We start from the raw sequence: 15,480 nt of genomic DNA on the forward strand, positions 1-15,480 counted from the left end.
GCCGCGGGTGCCCCAACTGAGCTAGCGCTCCAAGGCCTGGCACTCAGCATTTCGCGCGAGGTTGAAGGCGGGCTCCTTGATGTCGAAGGTGCAGTCATATTGATAGAATGGCGCGGGTTTGCGTTCATTGGCCAGGTTGACGAAATCTATGGCCACCTGCTTGCCGGGATATTTCGCTCTCATAACTGACAGTAGCGCGAGGCACTCCGACCCCGGCGACGCCCTGGCCGCCACCCAATCCGATGTCCCGGTAACGGGTGGTAGGGTCTTCCAGTATTCGACGCCGTTGGCAGCAACACGACAGTCCGGATAGCAAAGTTCATAGTCCTCGCAGTAGTTCGACCAGGCCCAGAGGCCACCGCTGCCGAGGAGGGCGGTCAAAGCCAGAGCTGCAATCATGCGGGTTGCCATCTCGTTGCCTCCAGCCGACTGTCCAACCCGGCTCGACCTTGAAAAAAGCCCGACCATTCACCACGTTCGGCGCAACCGCCGGGGTTGCCGGCACTTTCAACAATTTTGCTTGCGCAATACAAGCGAAAGCTCTAAACGGCTGCGCAACCCGGCCCGTGCCTCGGGCTGGCGGCCGTATTTCGACAATAGGGAAGCATCCACATGGGTAAGAGCAAATTCGAGCGGAACAAGCCGCACGTAAACATTGGCACGATTGGTCACGTTGACCATGGCAAGACGTCGCTGACGGCCGCGATCACGAAGTATTTCGGCGAATACAAGGCCTATGACCAGATCGACGCGGCTCCGGAAGAGAAGGCGCGCGGCATCACCATTTCGACGGCGCACGTCGAATATGAGACGGCTGCCCGCCACTACGCCCATGTCGACTGCCCCGGCCACGCCGACTATGTCAAGAACATGATCACCGGTGCGGCCCAGATGGACGGCGCGATCCTGGTTTGCTCGGCGGCCGACGGCCCGATGCCGCAGACCCGCGAGCACATCCTGCTGGCCCGCCAGGTCGGCGTTCCCGCGATCGTCGTCTTCCTCAACAAGGTCGACCAGGTCGATGACGCCGAGCTTCTCGAACTTGTCGAGCTGGAAGTTCGCGAACTGCTGTCGTCCTATGACTTCCCGGGCGACGATGTTCCGATCATCAAGGGTTCGGCACTGGCTGCTCTCGAAGATAGCGACAAGAAGATCGGCGAAGACTCGATCCGCGAACTGATGGCCGCCGTCGACGCCTATATCCCGACGCCGGAACGTCCGATCAACCTGCCGTTCCTGCTGCCGATCGAAGACGTGTTCTCGATCTCGGGCCGTGGCACGGTCGTGACCGGCCGCGTCGAGCGCGGCATCGTCAAGGTTGGCGAGGAAGTCGAGATCGTCGGCATCCGCCCGACCACCAAGACGACGGTGACCGGCGTTGAAATGTTCCGCAAGCTGCTCGACCAGGGCCAGGCCGGCGACAATATCGGCGCACTGATCCGCGGCGTTGCCCGTGACGGCGTCGAGCGCGGCCAGATCCTGTGCAAGCCGGGTTCGGTCAAGCCGCACAAGAAGTTCATGGCCGAAGCCTACATCCTGACGAAGGAAGAAGGCGGCCGTCATACGCCGTTCTTCACCAACTACCGTCCGCAGTTCTATTTCCGCACGACTGATGTGACCGGTATCGTGTCGCTTCCCGAAGGCACGGAAATGGTGATGCCGGGCGACAACGTCACGGTGTCTGTCGAGCTGATCGTTCCGATCGCGATGGAAGAAAAGCTGCGCTTCGCGATCCGCGAAGGCGGCCGCACCGTCGGCGCCGGTATCGTCGCTTCCATCATCGAGTAAGTTTCGGGTGCAAGCCTGATCTTGAGCCCCGCTGGAAGCAGCGGGGCTTTTCTTTGCCCGGTTGGCGCTTTTCGCCCGTTGCCTTTGGCCGGAGGAAATCCTATTTCAGGCGGACTTCAGTCAAGAATAACCAGCCGAGGTGCCATGAGCCGCAACCTGTCCATTCTGCAGCGCGCCACCGCCGCCGATCTCCAGCTCGACCCGTATCCCCACATCGTCATCCCGAACGCGCTCCCCGACGATCTCTATGCCGAGCTCGAGGCCAGCTTCCCGTCACCGCAGTCGATGGGCATCGATGCGAGCCGCAACAATCATCGCTGGAACTACGCGTCGCGAAAGATCCGCCGCAACAAGAACCTGCCGCAGGTCTGGCGCGACTTCATTGCCTATCATGCCTCCGAGGCTTTCTATCGCGACATTGTCAATGTCTTCTACGAAGGCATCCACGGGCTCTATCCGGAGCGTTTCCCGGACCGCAGCAGCCTCGAAAGATTGCGCATCGGCATTCGCAAGCACGACACTTTCGCCAGCAAGGACGTGCTGATGGATGCAATGATCTCCGGCAACACGCCGGTCACGGAGGCATCTTCGGTGCGATCAAGCCATCTCGATTCCGGCGACAAGCTGTTTTCCGGTCTCTTCTACATGCGCCCGAAGACTTATGAATCCGTGGGCGGGGACCTCACGATCAGCCGCTACAACAGCGACCTTGCCGGCAAAGCGGAACGGCATCGGAAATTCAAGGGTGCCTATATCGAGGACGACAATCTCGATGTGGTCCGCACGGTGACCTATGACAAGAACCTCGCCGTGCTCTTCATCAACTCGCTCGATTCCGTGCATGGCGTGACCGTGCGCCAGCCTAGCCCGCACAGCCGCCTCTTTGTCAATCTCGTCGGCGAGATCGATCCGCCACTCTACAATCTGGAAGACAACGGCAAGCCTGCACATTACCTGCCGGCCAACCAGCCGCGCACGCCGATCGGCTTCACCGACCGGATCGTCCCAATGGTACGTCGCATGTTCGGGTGATCCGCTTCCGCCTTGCTGTTTCGGAAAAATATGATTATTCCGGGCGGCAACAGAGGAGGATGGATCATGGCCAAGAGGATTTTCTTCACCGGCGGTTCGGGCAAGGCGGGCCGGCATGCTGTGCCATGGCTGGTCAATGCCGGCTATGAGGTCCACAACATCGACCTCGTGCCGCTCAATCATCCCGGGGTGACCAATCTGCAGGCCGACATCTGCGATTCCGGCCAGGTTTTCAACGCGATGAGCATGCATCGCGATTTTCCGGATCTCGACCACGGCAAGGGGCCTCAGCCCTTCGATGCCGTGGTGCATTTCGCTGCCGTGCCGCGCATCCTGATCAAGCCCGACAACGAGACCTATCGCATCAATGTGATGGGCACCTACAACGTCATCGAAGCCGCGGTGAAACTCGGCGTGAGGAAAATCATCGTGGCCTCCTCGGAGACCACCTATGGCGTCTGCTTCGCCGAAGGACATCGCGACTTCCACCACTTCCCGCTGGAAGAGGACTACGATGTCAACCCGATGGACTCCTATGGCCTCTCGAAGGTGATCAACGAGAAGACCGCCCGCGCCTTTGCCGAACGCTCCGGCGCCGACATCTATGCGCTTCGCATCGGCAATGTCATCGAACCGCACGAATATCAGATGTTCCCGACGTTCTTCGCCAATCCGGAAATGCGCAAGCGCATCGCCTGGTCCTATATCGACGCGCGCGACCTCGGCCAGATCGTCCATCTCTGCATCGAGAAGGATGGGCTAGGCTATCAGGTGTTCAACGCCGCAAACGATACAGTCTCAGCCAACACGCCGAGTCGCGAGCTAGCACAACGCTTCTTTCCGGATGTGCCCTTCAAGCGTGAGATCGGCGAGTATGAGGGCCTGCTTTCGAACCGCAAGATCCGCGAAGTCCTGGGATTCAAGGAAGAGCACGACTGGCGGAAATATGTGACGGTGTGAGCACCCGACACGAACGCCAAATGGGCGCCCTGCAGCGCCCTTGACGCCGCCATCCCGGCAAAGCGTGTCTCACTCTAGTTACAACCAAAAGTCTTGACGAGTGCTGAATCTGACACTCGACGGCGCGAATATTATGTGGGCATAATATTATTCGGCGCCGATGTCTCTTCTGTGCGCTTATCGCCTCATGACGAAGGCTGAACTCAAGCCCATGCAAGCGGCATCGGGAAGGGGCGTTTGGCAATGAAGCATGCGAGAAGTGCAAATCTGAAGCTGGTTTCCGTCGCCTGGCCCTTTATCCTCATCATCCTCCTTCAGACAGCCATCGCGACTTTCAGCCTGCAGGTGGCCGCGTCTCTGCGTGCCTATTCCGCGGGTGAGAGCCTCTGGTCCAAGGGACAGTTTCAAGCGCTCTATCATCTCAACCGCTATGCTGACTCGGGCGACGCCTTCTTCCTCAGGGAGTTTCAGCGGTCTATCGCAGTGCCGCTCGGCGACCGTGAAGCAAGGCTGGCGCTCGATGCGAATCCACCAGACCTGAAGGCCGCCTTCGAAGGTTTCCGCAAGGGTGGCAATCACCCAGATGATATTTCCTCGCTGATCTGGCTGTACCGGAATTTCCGCTGGGTTCCGGACTTTGCCAGCGCCGTCGAAGACTGGCGTGTCGCCGATATCGGCGTGTTGAAAACCGTGTCTTTCGCCGAGTCCATCGACAGCGCGGGCGAACTGCCCGATGCCGAGCGTCTTGCCCTCAGGACACGGCTCGACACCATCAATGCCGAGATTGCGCCGCTGACCAAGCAGTTCTCGGACCGGTTGGGCAAGAGCACCCGTCGCATCCAGCAGGTTCTGCTCTGGAGCAATATTGGCGTCGCATTCCTGTTCGTTCTTCTCACGATCTGGCGGCTCAACTCGTTCATTACCCATCGCAGGTTGATAGAGAGACAGCTGTCGTGGAACGCCAATCACGACGAACTGACCGGACTGCCAAACAGGCGTCTCTTCGAGCAGACCCTCGATGATGTCGTCGCAAGGCCGGAAATACCGTCGGCGGTGATCTTCATCGATCTCGACCAATTCAAGGCGATAAACGACGGCGGTGGCCATGCCGCCGGTGATCGCCTGTTACAACATGTATCGGAAGTGCTTCCGGGTCATATCAGGCCAAGCGACCTGATCGCTCGGCTCGGCGGCGACGAATTTGGCCTCGTCATGCCCGACTGCACCAAGGAGGAAGCGAAAAAGGTCGCAGATAGCCTTCGCGAAGCGCTGAAAGATCTCGAGTTCACCTGGCAGGGCCAGCGCTATGCCATCAGCGGCAGCATCGGGCTCGTCCATTTCCGCAAAGGCGATTTCACCGCCCAAGAGGCGCTGCGTGCGGCCGACGTTGCCTGCTACATCGCCAAGGAGAAGGGACGAGATCGCGTCCACGTCTATGAAGCGGCCGATGCGGCCCAGACGCAGTTCACCGTCGATCTCGGCTGGGTGCATCGGCTTCACCGGGCGCTCGAACAGGATAGCTTCCGCCTCTTCGCGCAGGCCATAGCGCCGGCAGGCGCGGATCGGAACCAGGGTGAGCACTGCGAAATCCTCCTCCGGCTGGAGGAAGACGGCAAGATGGTGCCGCCGAACGCTTTCATCCCGGCCGCGGAGCGCTTCGGCGTCATGCCAGCCATCGACCGCTGGGTGGTTCGCCATGCACTCGATATCATCAGCAAACGCTCGAGCACTGAACACGACACTTACTCCATCAATCTCAGCGGCCTCACCTTCAAGGACGAGACCTTCATGGCGTTCCTGTGTGGTGAATTGAGGCGGACGGGGGTTCCGGCCCGAGCCCTTTGCTTCGAAGTCACCGAGACGGCGACCATAGAAAATCTCGACCTGGCCGTGGCCTTCATGAAAGCGGTGCGCGATATGGGTTGCCGCTTTGCGCTCGATGATTTCGGCGTCGGCATGTCGTCGCTGACTTACCTCAAGCGACTGCCGATTGACTTCGTCAAGATCGACGGCAGCTTCGTCCGCGACATGCTGACCGACAGGATGGATCGGACGACCGTGGAGATGATCAACCAGATCTCGCATCTCTCGGGACGGCAGACGATTGCCGAATTCGTGGAGAACGAGGAGATCCTCGCCGCCTTGAAGGAAATCGGTGTTGATTACGTGCAGGGCTATGCCATTGCGCGCCCAACACCCTTCCTGCCAGAGCCGGTCGAGAGAAGCAGATCGCAGGGCCGCGTCGCCAAGCTTGCCTGAGCGCCCAATCAGTCTAGATATTCGATGTTTTTCGTGACCTTGAACTTTCGTTTCTCGACTTCTTTGAAATAGGTCAGGGCGTCGAAATAGCTCTCTGGCGCATGGACGCCAGGCTTCTTCGGGTATTTCAGGATCAACTGCGCCGCTATGGATGCGTTCATCGATGTACATGCATCGACATAGCCGTCGTACATAGGATCGGGTGTGACGATCACGTCGCAGCGGGCAATGGCCGGGCGACCGTTCTTCTTGCCGCGGCCGATGGCGAAATGGATCTCGTGGCTGTCCTGCGCGGGGATTCTGTCAGCGTTCGTTTCGATGTTGCGCTGGATGACTTTTGTCAGGACATCCAGCGGCTTCACGGAGACGCCATTCACTTCGACCGGCGCATCGAAGTCGCCGAATCCGGCCTTCACCAGCCCGACCCAAGCTTCGTGCTCGCGGTGGGGTAGGTGGAGTTTCCAGGTGAATTCGCGGATGCCCTTCTCGGCGATGCCCTCGGCGAGCGGGACGGTGAGCTGCTCGGAATGCGGCGAGTACATGAACTCGCACTTGCCCCAGGGTTCCGGCAGGTCGATGAACTCGACGCCGCCCATCGGCTCGCACGTGACATGATTGCCGTCGAGGAACTGCGTGGAAGGGTGGGCATATTCGGCAAGCACCGTGGAGAGGGAGTAGGGCGGCACAAGCACCGGGTTCTCCGGGCCGACAAATTCCGCGGCCCAATAGAGGTTGATCTTGTCGATCTCATCCAACTCGTCGGCCACTGCGCGGCAGATGACATTGGACATGCCGGGATCAGCACCAACGCCGGTCACGGCGGTGACACCGGCTGCCTTGAAGCGCTCGTGTTCGGCGATCTGCTTGACCGTGAATGTGCCGAGACCACCGAGATCGACATAGGGGACCCGCGCGGCAAAGGCGGCCTCGAAGATCACCAATTGGTGACCCGTAAGCGTCGGCACGCAATTGACGCAGATATCTGCGCCGGCAATTGCGGCTGCAAGCTTCGCCGGATCGGTGACATCGAGATCGACCAGTTCCAGCCTGCCGTCGCCGAGCTCCTTTGCCAGCACCTCCATCCGCGACCGCGAGGTGTCGCAGATCCTGATCCTTGTGATGTCGATGATCGCGCGGTCGGAAACCATGTCGCGGACGATACCCGCACCCATGAAACCCGCGCCGCCGAGAATGGTGATGATCATGTGATGTCTTTCTGTGTATTATCGCTTCGATGGAGACGGCGCGATTTCTTCCGCCTCCTCATTTGATCTTCCACGCGTCAGGAATATTTCGACGGCGCGTGTCGCGACAGGTCGAATACGCTCGGGCCAGCCGGATTGGATGAAGTCTTCCTCGGCCATGCTTGATGGTGTCGCCTCCAGTGCCGCCCGCATCATGTCGAGCACTTCCTGGGTCGCCTGGCTTTCCGCATCGTCCAGCAGCGCCAGCGACCAGGTGCCGTCATAGGGAAATTGATCGAAGAAGAGCTCGAAATACTCCTTGAAGCCAAGTGTCCGCACGGCTTGGTCGCCATCCGCGAGATATTCGAAGCATTCGTGGGCACGGTTTCTCAGCCTCTGCTCGACGATGCGCGACGAAGGCTCCCCGTTCATGGATGCCTCAGACATGTTTCCGACCGCCGGTCTCGTAAAACCAGTCGTCCGGGTAAGGATACCACCAGCCCTGCCGCACCGGCTTGTGGTCGATGATCACCATTTTCGAGCGGCGGAAAGCGTCGAGGCCAAGACGGGAGAGCTCGCGGCCGAGGCCGGATGATTTCCAGCCGCCGAAGGGCAGGGCGTCATTGTCGATCATTGGATTGTTGACCCAGACCATGCCGCTTTCAAGCCGCTCGGCCGCCTCCATTGCCTCCTCGAGCGAAGTGGTGAAGACCGAGGCGCCGAGGCCGAAGGGGCTGTCATTGGCGCGTTCAATCGCGTCGTCGAAATCCTTGACCGTCATGATCGGGGCGACCGGACCGAAGCACTCTTCGCGCATGATCGCCATGTCCATGGTGACGCCGGTCAGGATCGTCGGTTCGTAGAACCAGCCGACCGGCAGGCCCTCGGGTATCTTGCCACCACAGATGACGATGGCGCCCTTGGCCTTGGCGTCCTCGACGAGGCGGATCACCTTGGCGCGTGCCGCCTCGCTGACCAGCGGGCCAATCTCGGCCCTGTCCAGGCCGTTGCCGACGCGCAGCCGCAAGGTCTCGGTCTTGAAAGCGTCCACGAAGGCGTCATGCACATCTTCGACCACGAAGAAACGTTCGGCCGACGTGCAGACCTGGCCCGTGAGGTGAAAAGCGGCCGTCACCGCGCCCGCCGCGGCGACATCGATCGGAGCGTGTTTCGTGATGATCATCGGGTCCGAGCCGCCGGCCTCGATCACCGCCGGCTTCATCTGCGCCGCTGCGGCCGACGCCACCGCCTTGCCGGCCGCCACCGAGCCGGTAAAGGCGACGGCATGGGTGAGGGGGGAGGCGATCAGCGACTGTGCGAGCTCGGCTCCGCCGGGGAGGCAGGCGATCAGCCCTTCCGGAAGCGCTTCGAAGACCTCCATGAATGTCAGTGTCGAGAGCGTCGTAGCGAGTGCAGGTTTGATGATACAGCCATTGCCGGAGGCCAGCGAAGCGGCCACCGTCCAGCACATCAGCAGGATCGGGAAATTGAATGGCATGATATGGGCGGACACGCCGAGCGCCTCGTAGCGGGCATATTGGAACGACCCGGCCTGCGTCGTCCCCGCCACCTTGCCGGCTTCGTCGCGCGCCATCTCGGCGAAATAGCGGAAGGCGCCGGCGCAATTGGCAACTTCGCCGATCGCTTCCGGATAGGGTTTGCCTTGCTCGCGCACCATCAGTTCGGCGCAGCGGCGCATATCGGTGGATTCAATCCTGTTGGCGATCCGATGCAGGATCGTTGCGCGCGTCTTGGCGTCAACCAGTTTCCACGCCTTCTGCGCCGCATTGACCCGCTTCAGCACCGCGTCGAGCTCGGCCTCTGTCGTATCCGCCAACTGCCCCTCGATCGCCAGCGTCGCCGGATTGACGATGTCCATGCGCTTGCCTGCGCTTGCGAAATAGTGCGGGTGCAGGAAGTGGGCCGGTACGGACGGGTCGAAAGCGATCATGCTCATCGGATCATGTACACTTTCTTGATCGTCTCGTGCACGGTGCAGACGCCCCTCCAGTCCTTGGGGAAGAAGGCGGCCGTATCCGGCGTGATTTCGATGACCTCGCCGCTCTCATGCACATAGGTGCTGCGACCTTCGAGGAAGTGGCAGAACTCGTCGCGTGTGACGTGGCATTCCCATTTCCCCGGCGTGCAGATCCAGAGCCCGCATTCGCTCTCGCCGTTTGGTCCCTTGTGGATCAGCCTGCCGGAGACGTGGCTGACGCCTTCGATCATGGTCGGGATCGTGCCCCAGTCGACGAGCTCGGTCCGTTCGAGCGGCTTCTTCATGAAAGGTGCGGTACTCATCGTGTGTTTCCTTATTGTTTTCAGCGGCTCTTGAAGGCCTTGGAGAGGGTTTCCGTGATGACCGAGCGGCCGCTCCAGCCCTTTGGAAAGAAGACCATCGCGCCGGCATGGACAGGGATTTCCTCGCCATTGTCGTGGATATAGATGCCCTTTCCGCCCAGGAAGTGGCAGAATTCGTCGCTCTGGAACGCCAGCGTGCGCTCGCCCGGCGTGCAGGACCAGATGCCACATTCGCCGGAGCCATCGGCCTTGGCCGAGAGGATCTTGCCATGAACATGTGGTGTGCCGGATATCGCGGTCTTGGACGCGCCCCAGTCATCCATCGCAACGTCTCTGTAGTCGGGCCAGTTCGGTGTGGTCATTGTAAGTCTCCTCAGACGAGCATGTAGATGTTGCGCATGGTCTCATGCACGGTGCATTCGCCGGTCCAGCCGGCGAGGAAGGTGACCGCGGTGCCCGGCGTGACTTCGATCACCTCGCCATTGTCGTGGCGATAGGTCGCGCGGCCGGCGACGAAATGGCAGAACTCATCGCGCGGGATTGTCAGCCGCCAGCGGCCCGGCGTGCAGACCCAGATTCCGGTCTCGGGCTGATTGTTCGGCCCCTTGAACAGCAGCCGGCCCGAGGAATGCGACTGGCCTTCCTGCATGTCGGGTTGGCTGCCCCAGTCGACCAGGTCGTCGAAGGTGCTGGCGTTGTGGATGTGCGGGGCGGTGGATTTGAGGGTCTCAACCATCATACTTCCCCGTCTTCACGAGTTGGTCCAAGATCCCGGCCGCCTTCTGCGGCCCATCCTGGGTCTGCATATGCTTCGACGTCGCCTTAAGCTTGGCCTGCATCGTTGGATCGTTGATCATGAAGGCGAGCTTCTCGGCCAGTTGCTCCTCGGTCCAGTCATAGCGGTGGAACTTGAAGCCGTGGCCGGTCTCGTCGACGCGGGTGGCATTGTCGTGGCCATCCCAGACATAGGGCATGATGATCGCCGGCTTGCCGAAATACAGGCACTCGGTGAAGGAGTTGTTGCCGCCATGGTGGATCGCCGCATCGATCTGCGGGATGACCGATGGCTGCGGGAACCAGCTTTCGATCACCACATTGCCGGGCAGGTTTTCATACTGGTCCTTGTAGTCGCCGACATTGACCAGCGCGCGATAGGGCAGCTTGCCGATGGTTGCGATCAGCCGCTTGAGCAGATCCGTATCGCCGGCGCCGAGCGAGCCGAAAGAGATGTAGATCAAAGGCTTGTCGTTATTCGCCGCGAAGGGGGGCACCTCGTAAGGAGCCTCCTTGCGTACGCAGCCCTCGAGATACTGGAACTGCTTCGGATCGAGCGGATGTTCGCGGTCGAATTTCACCGACTCCGGATAAAGCAGCAGGTTCATGTAGGGCGAGGCCTCGAAGAACTGGCCGATCGGGTAGGCGGCTTCGCCAGTCGAGGCGAGGAACGCATTGTAGTCGTCGTGGATCGGCTTGATCACCGCATTGAAATGATCGCGATAGGCCTTGTGGCCGGCATAGTCGTCCTGCCGGCAGCCGGAAAGATGCGGGGGGATTTTCTCGTCCTCGATCTCGTTTTCCGAACATGAGATGATGCGCACCCAGGGCTTGCCGAAATGCTTGATCGCCGGAAAGAGGATGACATTGTCGACGCAGATAAGGTCGGGCTTGATCCTAGCCAGCACGCCTGGCAGGTCCTTCTCCGCCCATTTGGCGCTGTCGACGATCGCGGTCCAGCAATCCTTCACATAGTTGTCGACCTGGTCGTAGGGGCTCTTGCGAAAATTCGGGATATGGCCGTTGATGAAATCTTCCCAGAATTTGGCCATCTGCTCCGGCGGCATCGGCTCCGAGAGGTTCACCGGATGGGCCTCAAAACCATAGCCCTCGTAGACTGAAACAAAGCCCGGGTCGGACAGAAACACGGCCTTGTGGCCGAGCGCCTGTACGGCCTGGGCAATGCCCACCGAGTTCAGTGCAGGGCCGAAGGCGGCCTCCGGAAAGAATGCGATCGTTGCCATGGAGTGTCCTTCTCTGATCAGTAAATCCGGCATTTATGGGCGTTGAAGGCGAGCTTCACCTCCTGGCCCGTGGCATATTTCTGGCCTTCCTCGGCGGAGAGGCGAAGCTGGAACGACTGCTGCGAGAACTTGGTCCTGCCATGCAGCACACGGTCGAGGCCGTGATAGGCGATATCGGAAATCACGACCGGCACGCCGTCGGCGCGATCGGTCACCGCCACATGTTCCGGCCGAACGGCAAGTGTAGCCTTGCGCGGTCCGTGACGGACGGTGAGCGGATTGTGACCGCCATCGACCACGAAAGCGCCGCCACCATCGATCTCACCATCCAGGAAATTCATGATGCCGACGAAATTGGCGACGAAACGGTCGGCGGGCGCCTCATAGATTTCCTCGGGCGTACCCGCCTGCAACAGCTTGCCGTCCTTCAGGATCGCCATCCGGTCGGCCATGACCAGCGCTTCCTCCTGATCGTGGGTGACGATGATGAAGGTGATGCCAGCCTCGTGCTGCAGACGCTTGAGCTCAAGCTGCATTCTTTCACGCAGCTTCTTGTCGAGAGCACCGAGCGGCTCGTCGAGCAGCAGCACCCTGGGGCGCTTGACCAACGCGCGCGCCAGCGCAACGCGCTGCTTCTGCCCACCCGAGAGCTGGTCCGGCTTACGGTCTGCGAGCGCCGTGAGGTCGGTCGAGGCGAGCGTCTCGTCGACCCGTTCGAGGATCGTCTTGCGCGGCAGACGCTCCATCTCCAGACCGTAGTTCAGATTCTGCCGCACGCTCATATGCGGAAAGAGCGCATAAGACTGGAACATGAGGTTGAGCGGCCGCTGCTCCGGCAGCAACGGCGAGATATCGTTGCCGGACAGCAGGATCTTGCCGGAATCTGGCGTCTCGAAGCCAGCCAGCATGCGAAGCAGCGTGGTCTTTCCGCAGCCGGAGGGGCCGAGCAGCGCGAAGAATTCGTTCTCGCGGATATCGAGGCTGATGCCATCGACGGCGCGGGTCTTGCCGAAAGCCTTGGCGACCTGATCGATCCTGAGCAAGGGCGGCGGGCTGTTTATCATGCTTTTTGTTCCCGGTTCAGCCATTGCGAAATGAGAAGGATAGTGGCGCTGAAGCCCATGACGAGTGTGGCGAGCGCATTGATTTCGGGCGTGATGCCGAAGCGGATCATCGAATAGATCTGCATCGGCAGCGTAATCGAGGAGCGGCCGGCACCAGCGGTGAAGAAGGCGATGATGAATTCATCGACCGAGAGCGTGAAGGCCAGCAGCCCACCCGCGATGATCGCCGGCAGTATGACCGGGAACGTAATCCGCCAGAAGCTTGTCCAACCCGAGGCGCCGAGATCGCGCGAGGCTTCGACAAGCGAATAGTCGAAGCTTTTCAGCCGCGCACGGACCACGGAGCAGACGAAGGCGAGGTCGAAGATCACATGGGCGAGCACGATCGTGTGCAAGCCAAGCGTGATATTGAGCCGCGACAGCAGGCTAAGCAACGCGACAGCCAGAACGATATCCGGGATCACCATCGGCGCGAATGCCAGCGCTTCCAGCGTATTCGACTTCCGCCGTCGTGCCTCCATGCCGAGCGCCAGCATCGTGCCAAGCACGGTCGAGATCATGGTGGAAAAGATGGCGACGACGAGGGTATTCCAGGCAGCCTGGAGGATGTCGGTGTTGCCGGCGAGCGACGAATACCACTTGGTCGAGAAGCCGGACCAGCTTGTCGGCAGGCCGCTCTCGTTGAAGGACAGCAGGACGAGGACTGCGATCGGCAAATAGAGGAAGCCGAAGACGAGGACCAGGATGGTCCGCCTTGTAAGCGTACCGTTACGCATCCTCACGTGCCCCCCGTTCTCCGGAGGCATGCGCTGTGGCGCGGGCCTGGACCAACAGCAGCGCGATCATGATCGCAATCAGCGCCATGCCGAGTGCGGCGCCGAAGGGCCAGTCGTTGGCGGTCAGAAACTGGTCGTAGACAAGGTTGCCGATCATCTGGAAGCGGCCGCCGCCGAGCAGTGCCGGCGTCACGAAATTGCCGATCGAGAGAACGAAGACGAAGACACCGCCGGCCGCCACGCCAGGTAGGGTGAGCGGCAAAGTCACGCGCCAGAACGTGCGCACGGCGCCGGCGCCGAGATCGCGAGACGCTTCCGTGAGTTCCGGATTGAGCCGCGAAAGAACCGAGTAGATCGCGAGAATGACGAAGGGCAGGTAGTTGTAGACAAGGCCGGTGATGACGGCGCCTTCGGTATAGAGCAGCGAGAGCGGTTCGCCGGTGTAGCCGAGCGAGCGCAGCAGATTGTTGAACAGGCCTTCGCGATTGAGCAGCACGATCCAGGCATAGGTTCGGATCAGGTAGTTGGACCAGAAGGGAAGGACGGCGAAAAAGAGCAGAATCGGCTGCCAGCGCCGCGGCGCCTTTGCAATGGCATAGGCTGCAGGATAGGCGATCAGTATGGCAATAACCGTGGTCGTCAGCGCGATGCGGGCTGAGTTCAGAAAGATCTTGGCGTACAGCGGATCAATGACGCGCTTGAAATTGTCGAGCGTGAAATTGAACTCGATACCGCCGAACGCTCCACGTTCGAAGAAGGCGTATACGAGGATCAGCAGGCAAGGCGCGACCATGAACACCACCAGCCAGGCAATGGCGGGAGCGGCAAGCAGGTTCGGCTTTGCGGCGTTGAAGGACATGTATTCACTCAGAGATGCGCAGACTGCACCTGATCCGGCTGCCGTCACCTTCTCACCGCAAAACGGGGAGAAGGGATTTGTAGCGCGGTCGGTGGCTCTAACGTTCCCTCTCCCCTCAAGCGGGGAGAGGGAGAGGGTAAGGGGCAGATTTCTATCTTTAGTTCGCGGCCTTGATCTCGCTCACAGCCCTCGAATAATCCTTCATCGAGCTACCCAGATCCCGCAGCAACTCATGCTTTGATAATTCCGCCGGCGTCACGCCCATCGTTGGATAGGTCTTGGCGAGCGTCGGATCGAGGCTCTCCATCGCCGGCTTGTTCGGCACGTTGTAGAGAATGTTCTGTGCCGCCCAGGCATGGTTCTTGGCGTCGAGGATGAAGTTGATGAACTTCATCGCAGCATCCTTCTTCTCCGAGCTCTTCATCACGACGATCGTGTCGACCCAGAGGTCGGAGCCTTCCTTCGGCACGACGAATTTGATGTCCTTGTTCTCGGTGATGCCGTAATTGCACCAGCCGTCCCAGGCCTGCACGAGTTGGGCCTCACCGGAGACAAGCTTCGAATAGAAGGTCGTGTCGTCGTAGGCGAGCAGCGTCTTCTTGGCCTCGATCAGCTTGGTCTTGGCAGCCTCGACCTTGGCCGGGTCCTTCTCGTTGACGGAATAGCCGAGCGAGAGAAGGCCGGCGGCCATCAGCCAGCGGTCGGTGGCCAGCATGGTCGTCTTGCCCTTGAGCGCCGCATCGGGCGCAAGCAGCGCATTCCAGCTGTCGACCGGCGTTTTCACGAGGTCCGAGCGATAGCAGAGACCTGTCGTGCCCCAGGTATAGGGCACCGAATAGGCATTGCCAGGATCATAGGCCAGCGCCGCCGCTTCCGGATAGAGGTTTGCAATATTCGGGATCGCGGCCTTGTCGAGCGGCTCGACCATGCCCTGGCCATTGAGGATTTCGGCGAAAGGCGAGGAAACGAAAACGACGTCATAGCCCTTGCCGCCGCTGGCCATCAGCTTGCCCATGATCTCTTCATTGGTGGCGTGGTTCACCACTTCGATTTCGAGCCCGGTTGCGGCCTTGAAGCTCTCGGCGATGTCTTTCGCCATGTAGCCATCCCAGTTGGAGATGACGAGATCGGCCGAAAGTGCAGTGGATGTGGAAAATGCGAGGCCGGCAAGCGCGTAGATCGCGGCGCGCCCGGCACGAAGGCGTGAGGAAAGGGTCACGGATTTTCTCCCGATTGGCT

At 60.4% G+C, this 15,480-nt stretch carries 16 protein-coding genes; 4 read left to right on the forward strand and 12 right to left on the reverse strand.

From position 1 onward, the window contains the following. Positions 1 to 21: 21 nt before the first annotated feature. Entirely contained in the window at positions 22 to 411 is a 390-nt protein-coding gene (locus tag AC2YI2_RS12580; RefSeq protein ID WP_487386802.1) for a hypothetical protein, read from the reverse strand. Between the two features lie 201 nt (positions 412 to 612). Between AC2YI2_RS12580 and tuf the strand changes: the two genes are divergently transcribed. From tuf to AC2YI2_RS12600, 4 genes are all read left to right on the forward strand, one after another. Beyond that, positions 613 to 1,788 carry an elongation factor Tu gene (tuf, locus tag AC2YI2_RS12585; protein WP_487386273.1) on the forward strand — a complete coding sequence of 392 codons (1,176 nt, stop codon included), beginning with the start codon at positions 613 to 615 and terminating at the stop codon, positions 1,786 to 1,788. 144 nt (positions 1,789 to 1,932) lie between these two features. Continuing rightward, positions 1,933 to 2,820 carry a hypothetical protein gene (locus AC2YI2_RS12590; protein WP_487386803.1) on the forward strand — a complete coding sequence of 296 codons (888 nt, stop codon included), beginning with the start codon at positions 1,933 to 1,935 and terminating at the stop codon, positions 2,818 to 2,820. A gap of 66 nt (positions 2,821 to 2,886) precedes the next feature. Next, on the forward strand, positions 2,887 to 3,780 hold the full coding sequence (locus AC2YI2_RS12595; protein WP_487386804.1) for an NAD-dependent epimerase/dehydratase family protein: 894 nt from the start codon (positions 2,887 to 2,889) through the stop codon (positions 3,778 to 3,780). A 243-nt stretch (positions 3,781 to 4,023) separates the two neighbouring features. Then, positions 4,024 to 6,039: a putative bifunctional diguanylate cyclase/phosphodiesterase gene (locus AC2YI2_RS12600; protein ID WP_487386805.1), complete on the forward strand. Its 2,016-nt coding sequence runs from the start codon at positions 4,024 to 4,026 to the stop codon at positions 6,037 to 6,039. 8 nt (positions 6,040 to 6,047) lie between these two features. On the opposite strand, the gene AC2YI2_RS12605 is transcribed toward AC2YI2_RS12600, so the two are convergent. The 11 genes from AC2YI2_RS12605 to AC2YI2_RS12655 all read right to left on the reverse strand — a co-directional run bounded on the left by AC2YI2_RS12605 (position 6,048) and on the right by AC2YI2_RS12655 (position 15,460). Further along, positions 6,048 to 7,244, reverse strand: coding sequence for a saccharopine dehydrogenase family protein (locus tag AC2YI2_RS12605; protein WP_487386806.1), 1,197 nt, complete (start codon positions 7,242 to 7,244; stop codon positions 6,048 to 6,050). Positions 7,245 to 7,262: 18 nt separating this feature from the next. Next, the gene (locus AC2YI2_RS12610; protein ID WP_487386807.1) at positions 7,263 to 7,655 is read right to left on the reverse strand and encodes a hypothetical protein; all 393 of its coding nucleotides are present in this window, start codon (positions 7,653 to 7,655) and stop codon (positions 7,263 to 7,265) included. Between the two features lie 7 nt (positions 7,656 to 7,662). Beyond that, entirely contained in the window at positions 7,663 to 9,180 is a 1,518-nt protein-coding gene (locus AC2YI2_RS12615) for an aldehyde dehydrogenase family protein (protein ID WP_487386808.1), read from the reverse strand. Then, positions 9,177 to 9,524 carry a cupin domain-containing protein gene (locus AC2YI2_RS12620; protein ID WP_487386809.1) on the reverse strand — a complete coding sequence of 116 codons (348 nt, stop codon included), beginning with the start codon at positions 9,522 to 9,524 and terminating at the stop codon, positions 9,177 to 9,179. Before AC2YI2_RS12620 ends, AC2YI2_RS12615 begins: the two co-directional genes overlap by 4 nt. Before the next feature lie 20 nt (positions 9,525 to 9,544). Beyond that, a complete protein-coding gene (locus tag AC2YI2_RS12625; protein ID WP_487386810.1) occupies positions 9,545 to 9,886 on the reverse strand; it encodes a cupin domain-containing protein in 342 nt (113 codons plus the stop codon). Positions 9,887 to 9,897: 11 nt separating this feature from the next. Then, complete coding sequence (locus AC2YI2_RS12630) at positions 9,898 to 10,260, reverse strand: cupin domain-containing protein (protein ID WP_487386811.1); 363 nt, start codon at positions 10,258 to 10,260, stop codon at positions 9,898 to 9,900. Next, positions 10,253 to 11,542, reverse strand: coding sequence for a glycosyltransferase (locus AC2YI2_RS12635; protein ID WP_487386812.1), 1,290 nt, complete (start codon positions 11,540 to 11,542; stop codon positions 10,253 to 10,255). Before AC2YI2_RS12635 ends, AC2YI2_RS12630 begins: the two co-directional genes overlap by 8 nt. A gap of 17 nt (positions 11,543 to 11,559) precedes the next feature. After that, positions 11,560 to 12,603, reverse strand: coding sequence for an ABC transporter ATP-binding protein (locus tag AC2YI2_RS12640; RefSeq protein ID WP_487386861.1), 1,044 nt, complete (start codon positions 12,601 to 12,603; stop codon positions 11,560 to 11,562). Continuing rightward, positions 12,603 to 13,382 (reverse strand): ABC transporter permease, encoded by a 780-nt coding sequence (locus tag AC2YI2_RS12645; protein ID WP_487386813.1) that lies wholly within the window; start codon positions 13,380 to 13,382, stop codon positions 12,603 to 12,605. Before AC2YI2_RS12645 ends, AC2YI2_RS12640 begins: the two co-directional genes overlap by 1 nt. Then, entirely contained in the window at positions 13,375 to 14,241 is an 867-nt protein-coding gene (locus AC2YI2_RS12650; protein WP_487386814.1) for an ABC transporter permease, read from the reverse strand. The genes AC2YI2_RS12645 and AC2YI2_RS12650 overlap by 8 nt, the downstream gene beginning before the upstream one ends. A 157-nt stretch (positions 14,242 to 14,398) precedes the next feature. After that, a complete protein-coding gene (locus AC2YI2_RS12655) occupies positions 14,399 to 15,460 on the reverse strand; it encodes a polyamine ABC transporter substrate-binding protein (RefSeq protein ID WP_487386815.1) in 1,062 nt (353 codons plus the stop codon). Positions 15,461 to 15,480: the final 20 nt, after the last annotated feature.

The sequence above is a fragment of the Rhizobium sp. SRI_017 genome (assembly GCF_057586295.1).

Bases quoted from the DNA above. Each gene is read 5' to 3' on its own strand.
- AC2YI2_RS12580 (WP_487386802.1), bottom strand. From the start codon at position 411: ATGGCAACCCGCATGATTGCAGCTCTGGCTTTGACCGCCCTCCTCGGC.
- tuf (WP_487386273.1), top strand. From the start codon at position 613: ATGGGTAAGAGCAAATTCGAGCGGAACAAGCCGCACGTAAACATTGGC.
- AC2YI2_RS12590 (WP_487386803.1), top strand. From the start codon at position 1,933: ATGAGCCGCAACCTGTCCATTCTGCAGCGCGCCACCGCCGCCGATCTC.
- AC2YI2_RS12595 (WP_487386804.1), top strand. From the start codon at position 2,887: ATGGCCAAGAGGATTTTCTTCACCGGCGGTTCGGGCAAGGCGGGCCGG.
- AC2YI2_RS12600 (WP_487386805.1), top strand. From the start codon at position 4,024: ATGAAGCATGCGAGAAGTGCAAATCTGAAGCTGGTTTCCGTCGCCTGG.
- AC2YI2_RS12605 (WP_487386806.1), bottom strand. From the start codon at position 7,244: ATGATCATCACCATTCTCGGCGGCGCGGGTTTCATGGGTGCGGGTATC.
- AC2YI2_RS12610 (WP_487386807.1), bottom strand. From the start codon at position 7,655: ATGAACGGGGAGCCTTCGTCGCGCATCGTCGAGCAGAGGCTGAGAAAC.
- AC2YI2_RS12615 (WP_487386808.1), bottom strand. From the start codon at position 9,180: ATGAGCATGATCGCTTTCGACCCGTCCGTACCGGCCCACTTCCTGCAC.
- AC2YI2_RS12620 (WP_487386809.1), bottom strand. From the start codon at position 9,524: ATGAGTACCGCACCTTTCATGAAGAAGCCGCTCGAACGGACCGAGCTC.
- AC2YI2_RS12625 (WP_487386810.1), bottom strand. From the start codon at position 9,886: ATGACCACACCGAACTGGCCCGACTACAGAGACGTTGCGATGGATGAC.
- AC2YI2_RS12630 (WP_487386811.1), bottom strand. From the start codon at position 10,260: ATGGTTGAGACCCTCAAATCCACCGCCCCGCACATCCACAACGCCAGC.
- AC2YI2_RS12635 (WP_487386812.1), bottom strand. From the start codon at position 11,542: ATGGCAACGATCGCATTCTTTCCGGAGGCCGCCTTCGGCCCTGCACTG.
- AC2YI2_RS12645 (WP_487386813.1), bottom strand. From the start codon at position 13,382: ATGCGTAACGGTACGCTTACAAGGCGGACCATCCTGGTCCTCGTCTTC.
- AC2YI2_RS12650 (WP_487386814.1), bottom strand. From the start codon at position 14,241: ATGTCCTTCAACGCCGCAAAGCCGAACCTGCTTGCCGCTCCCGCCATT.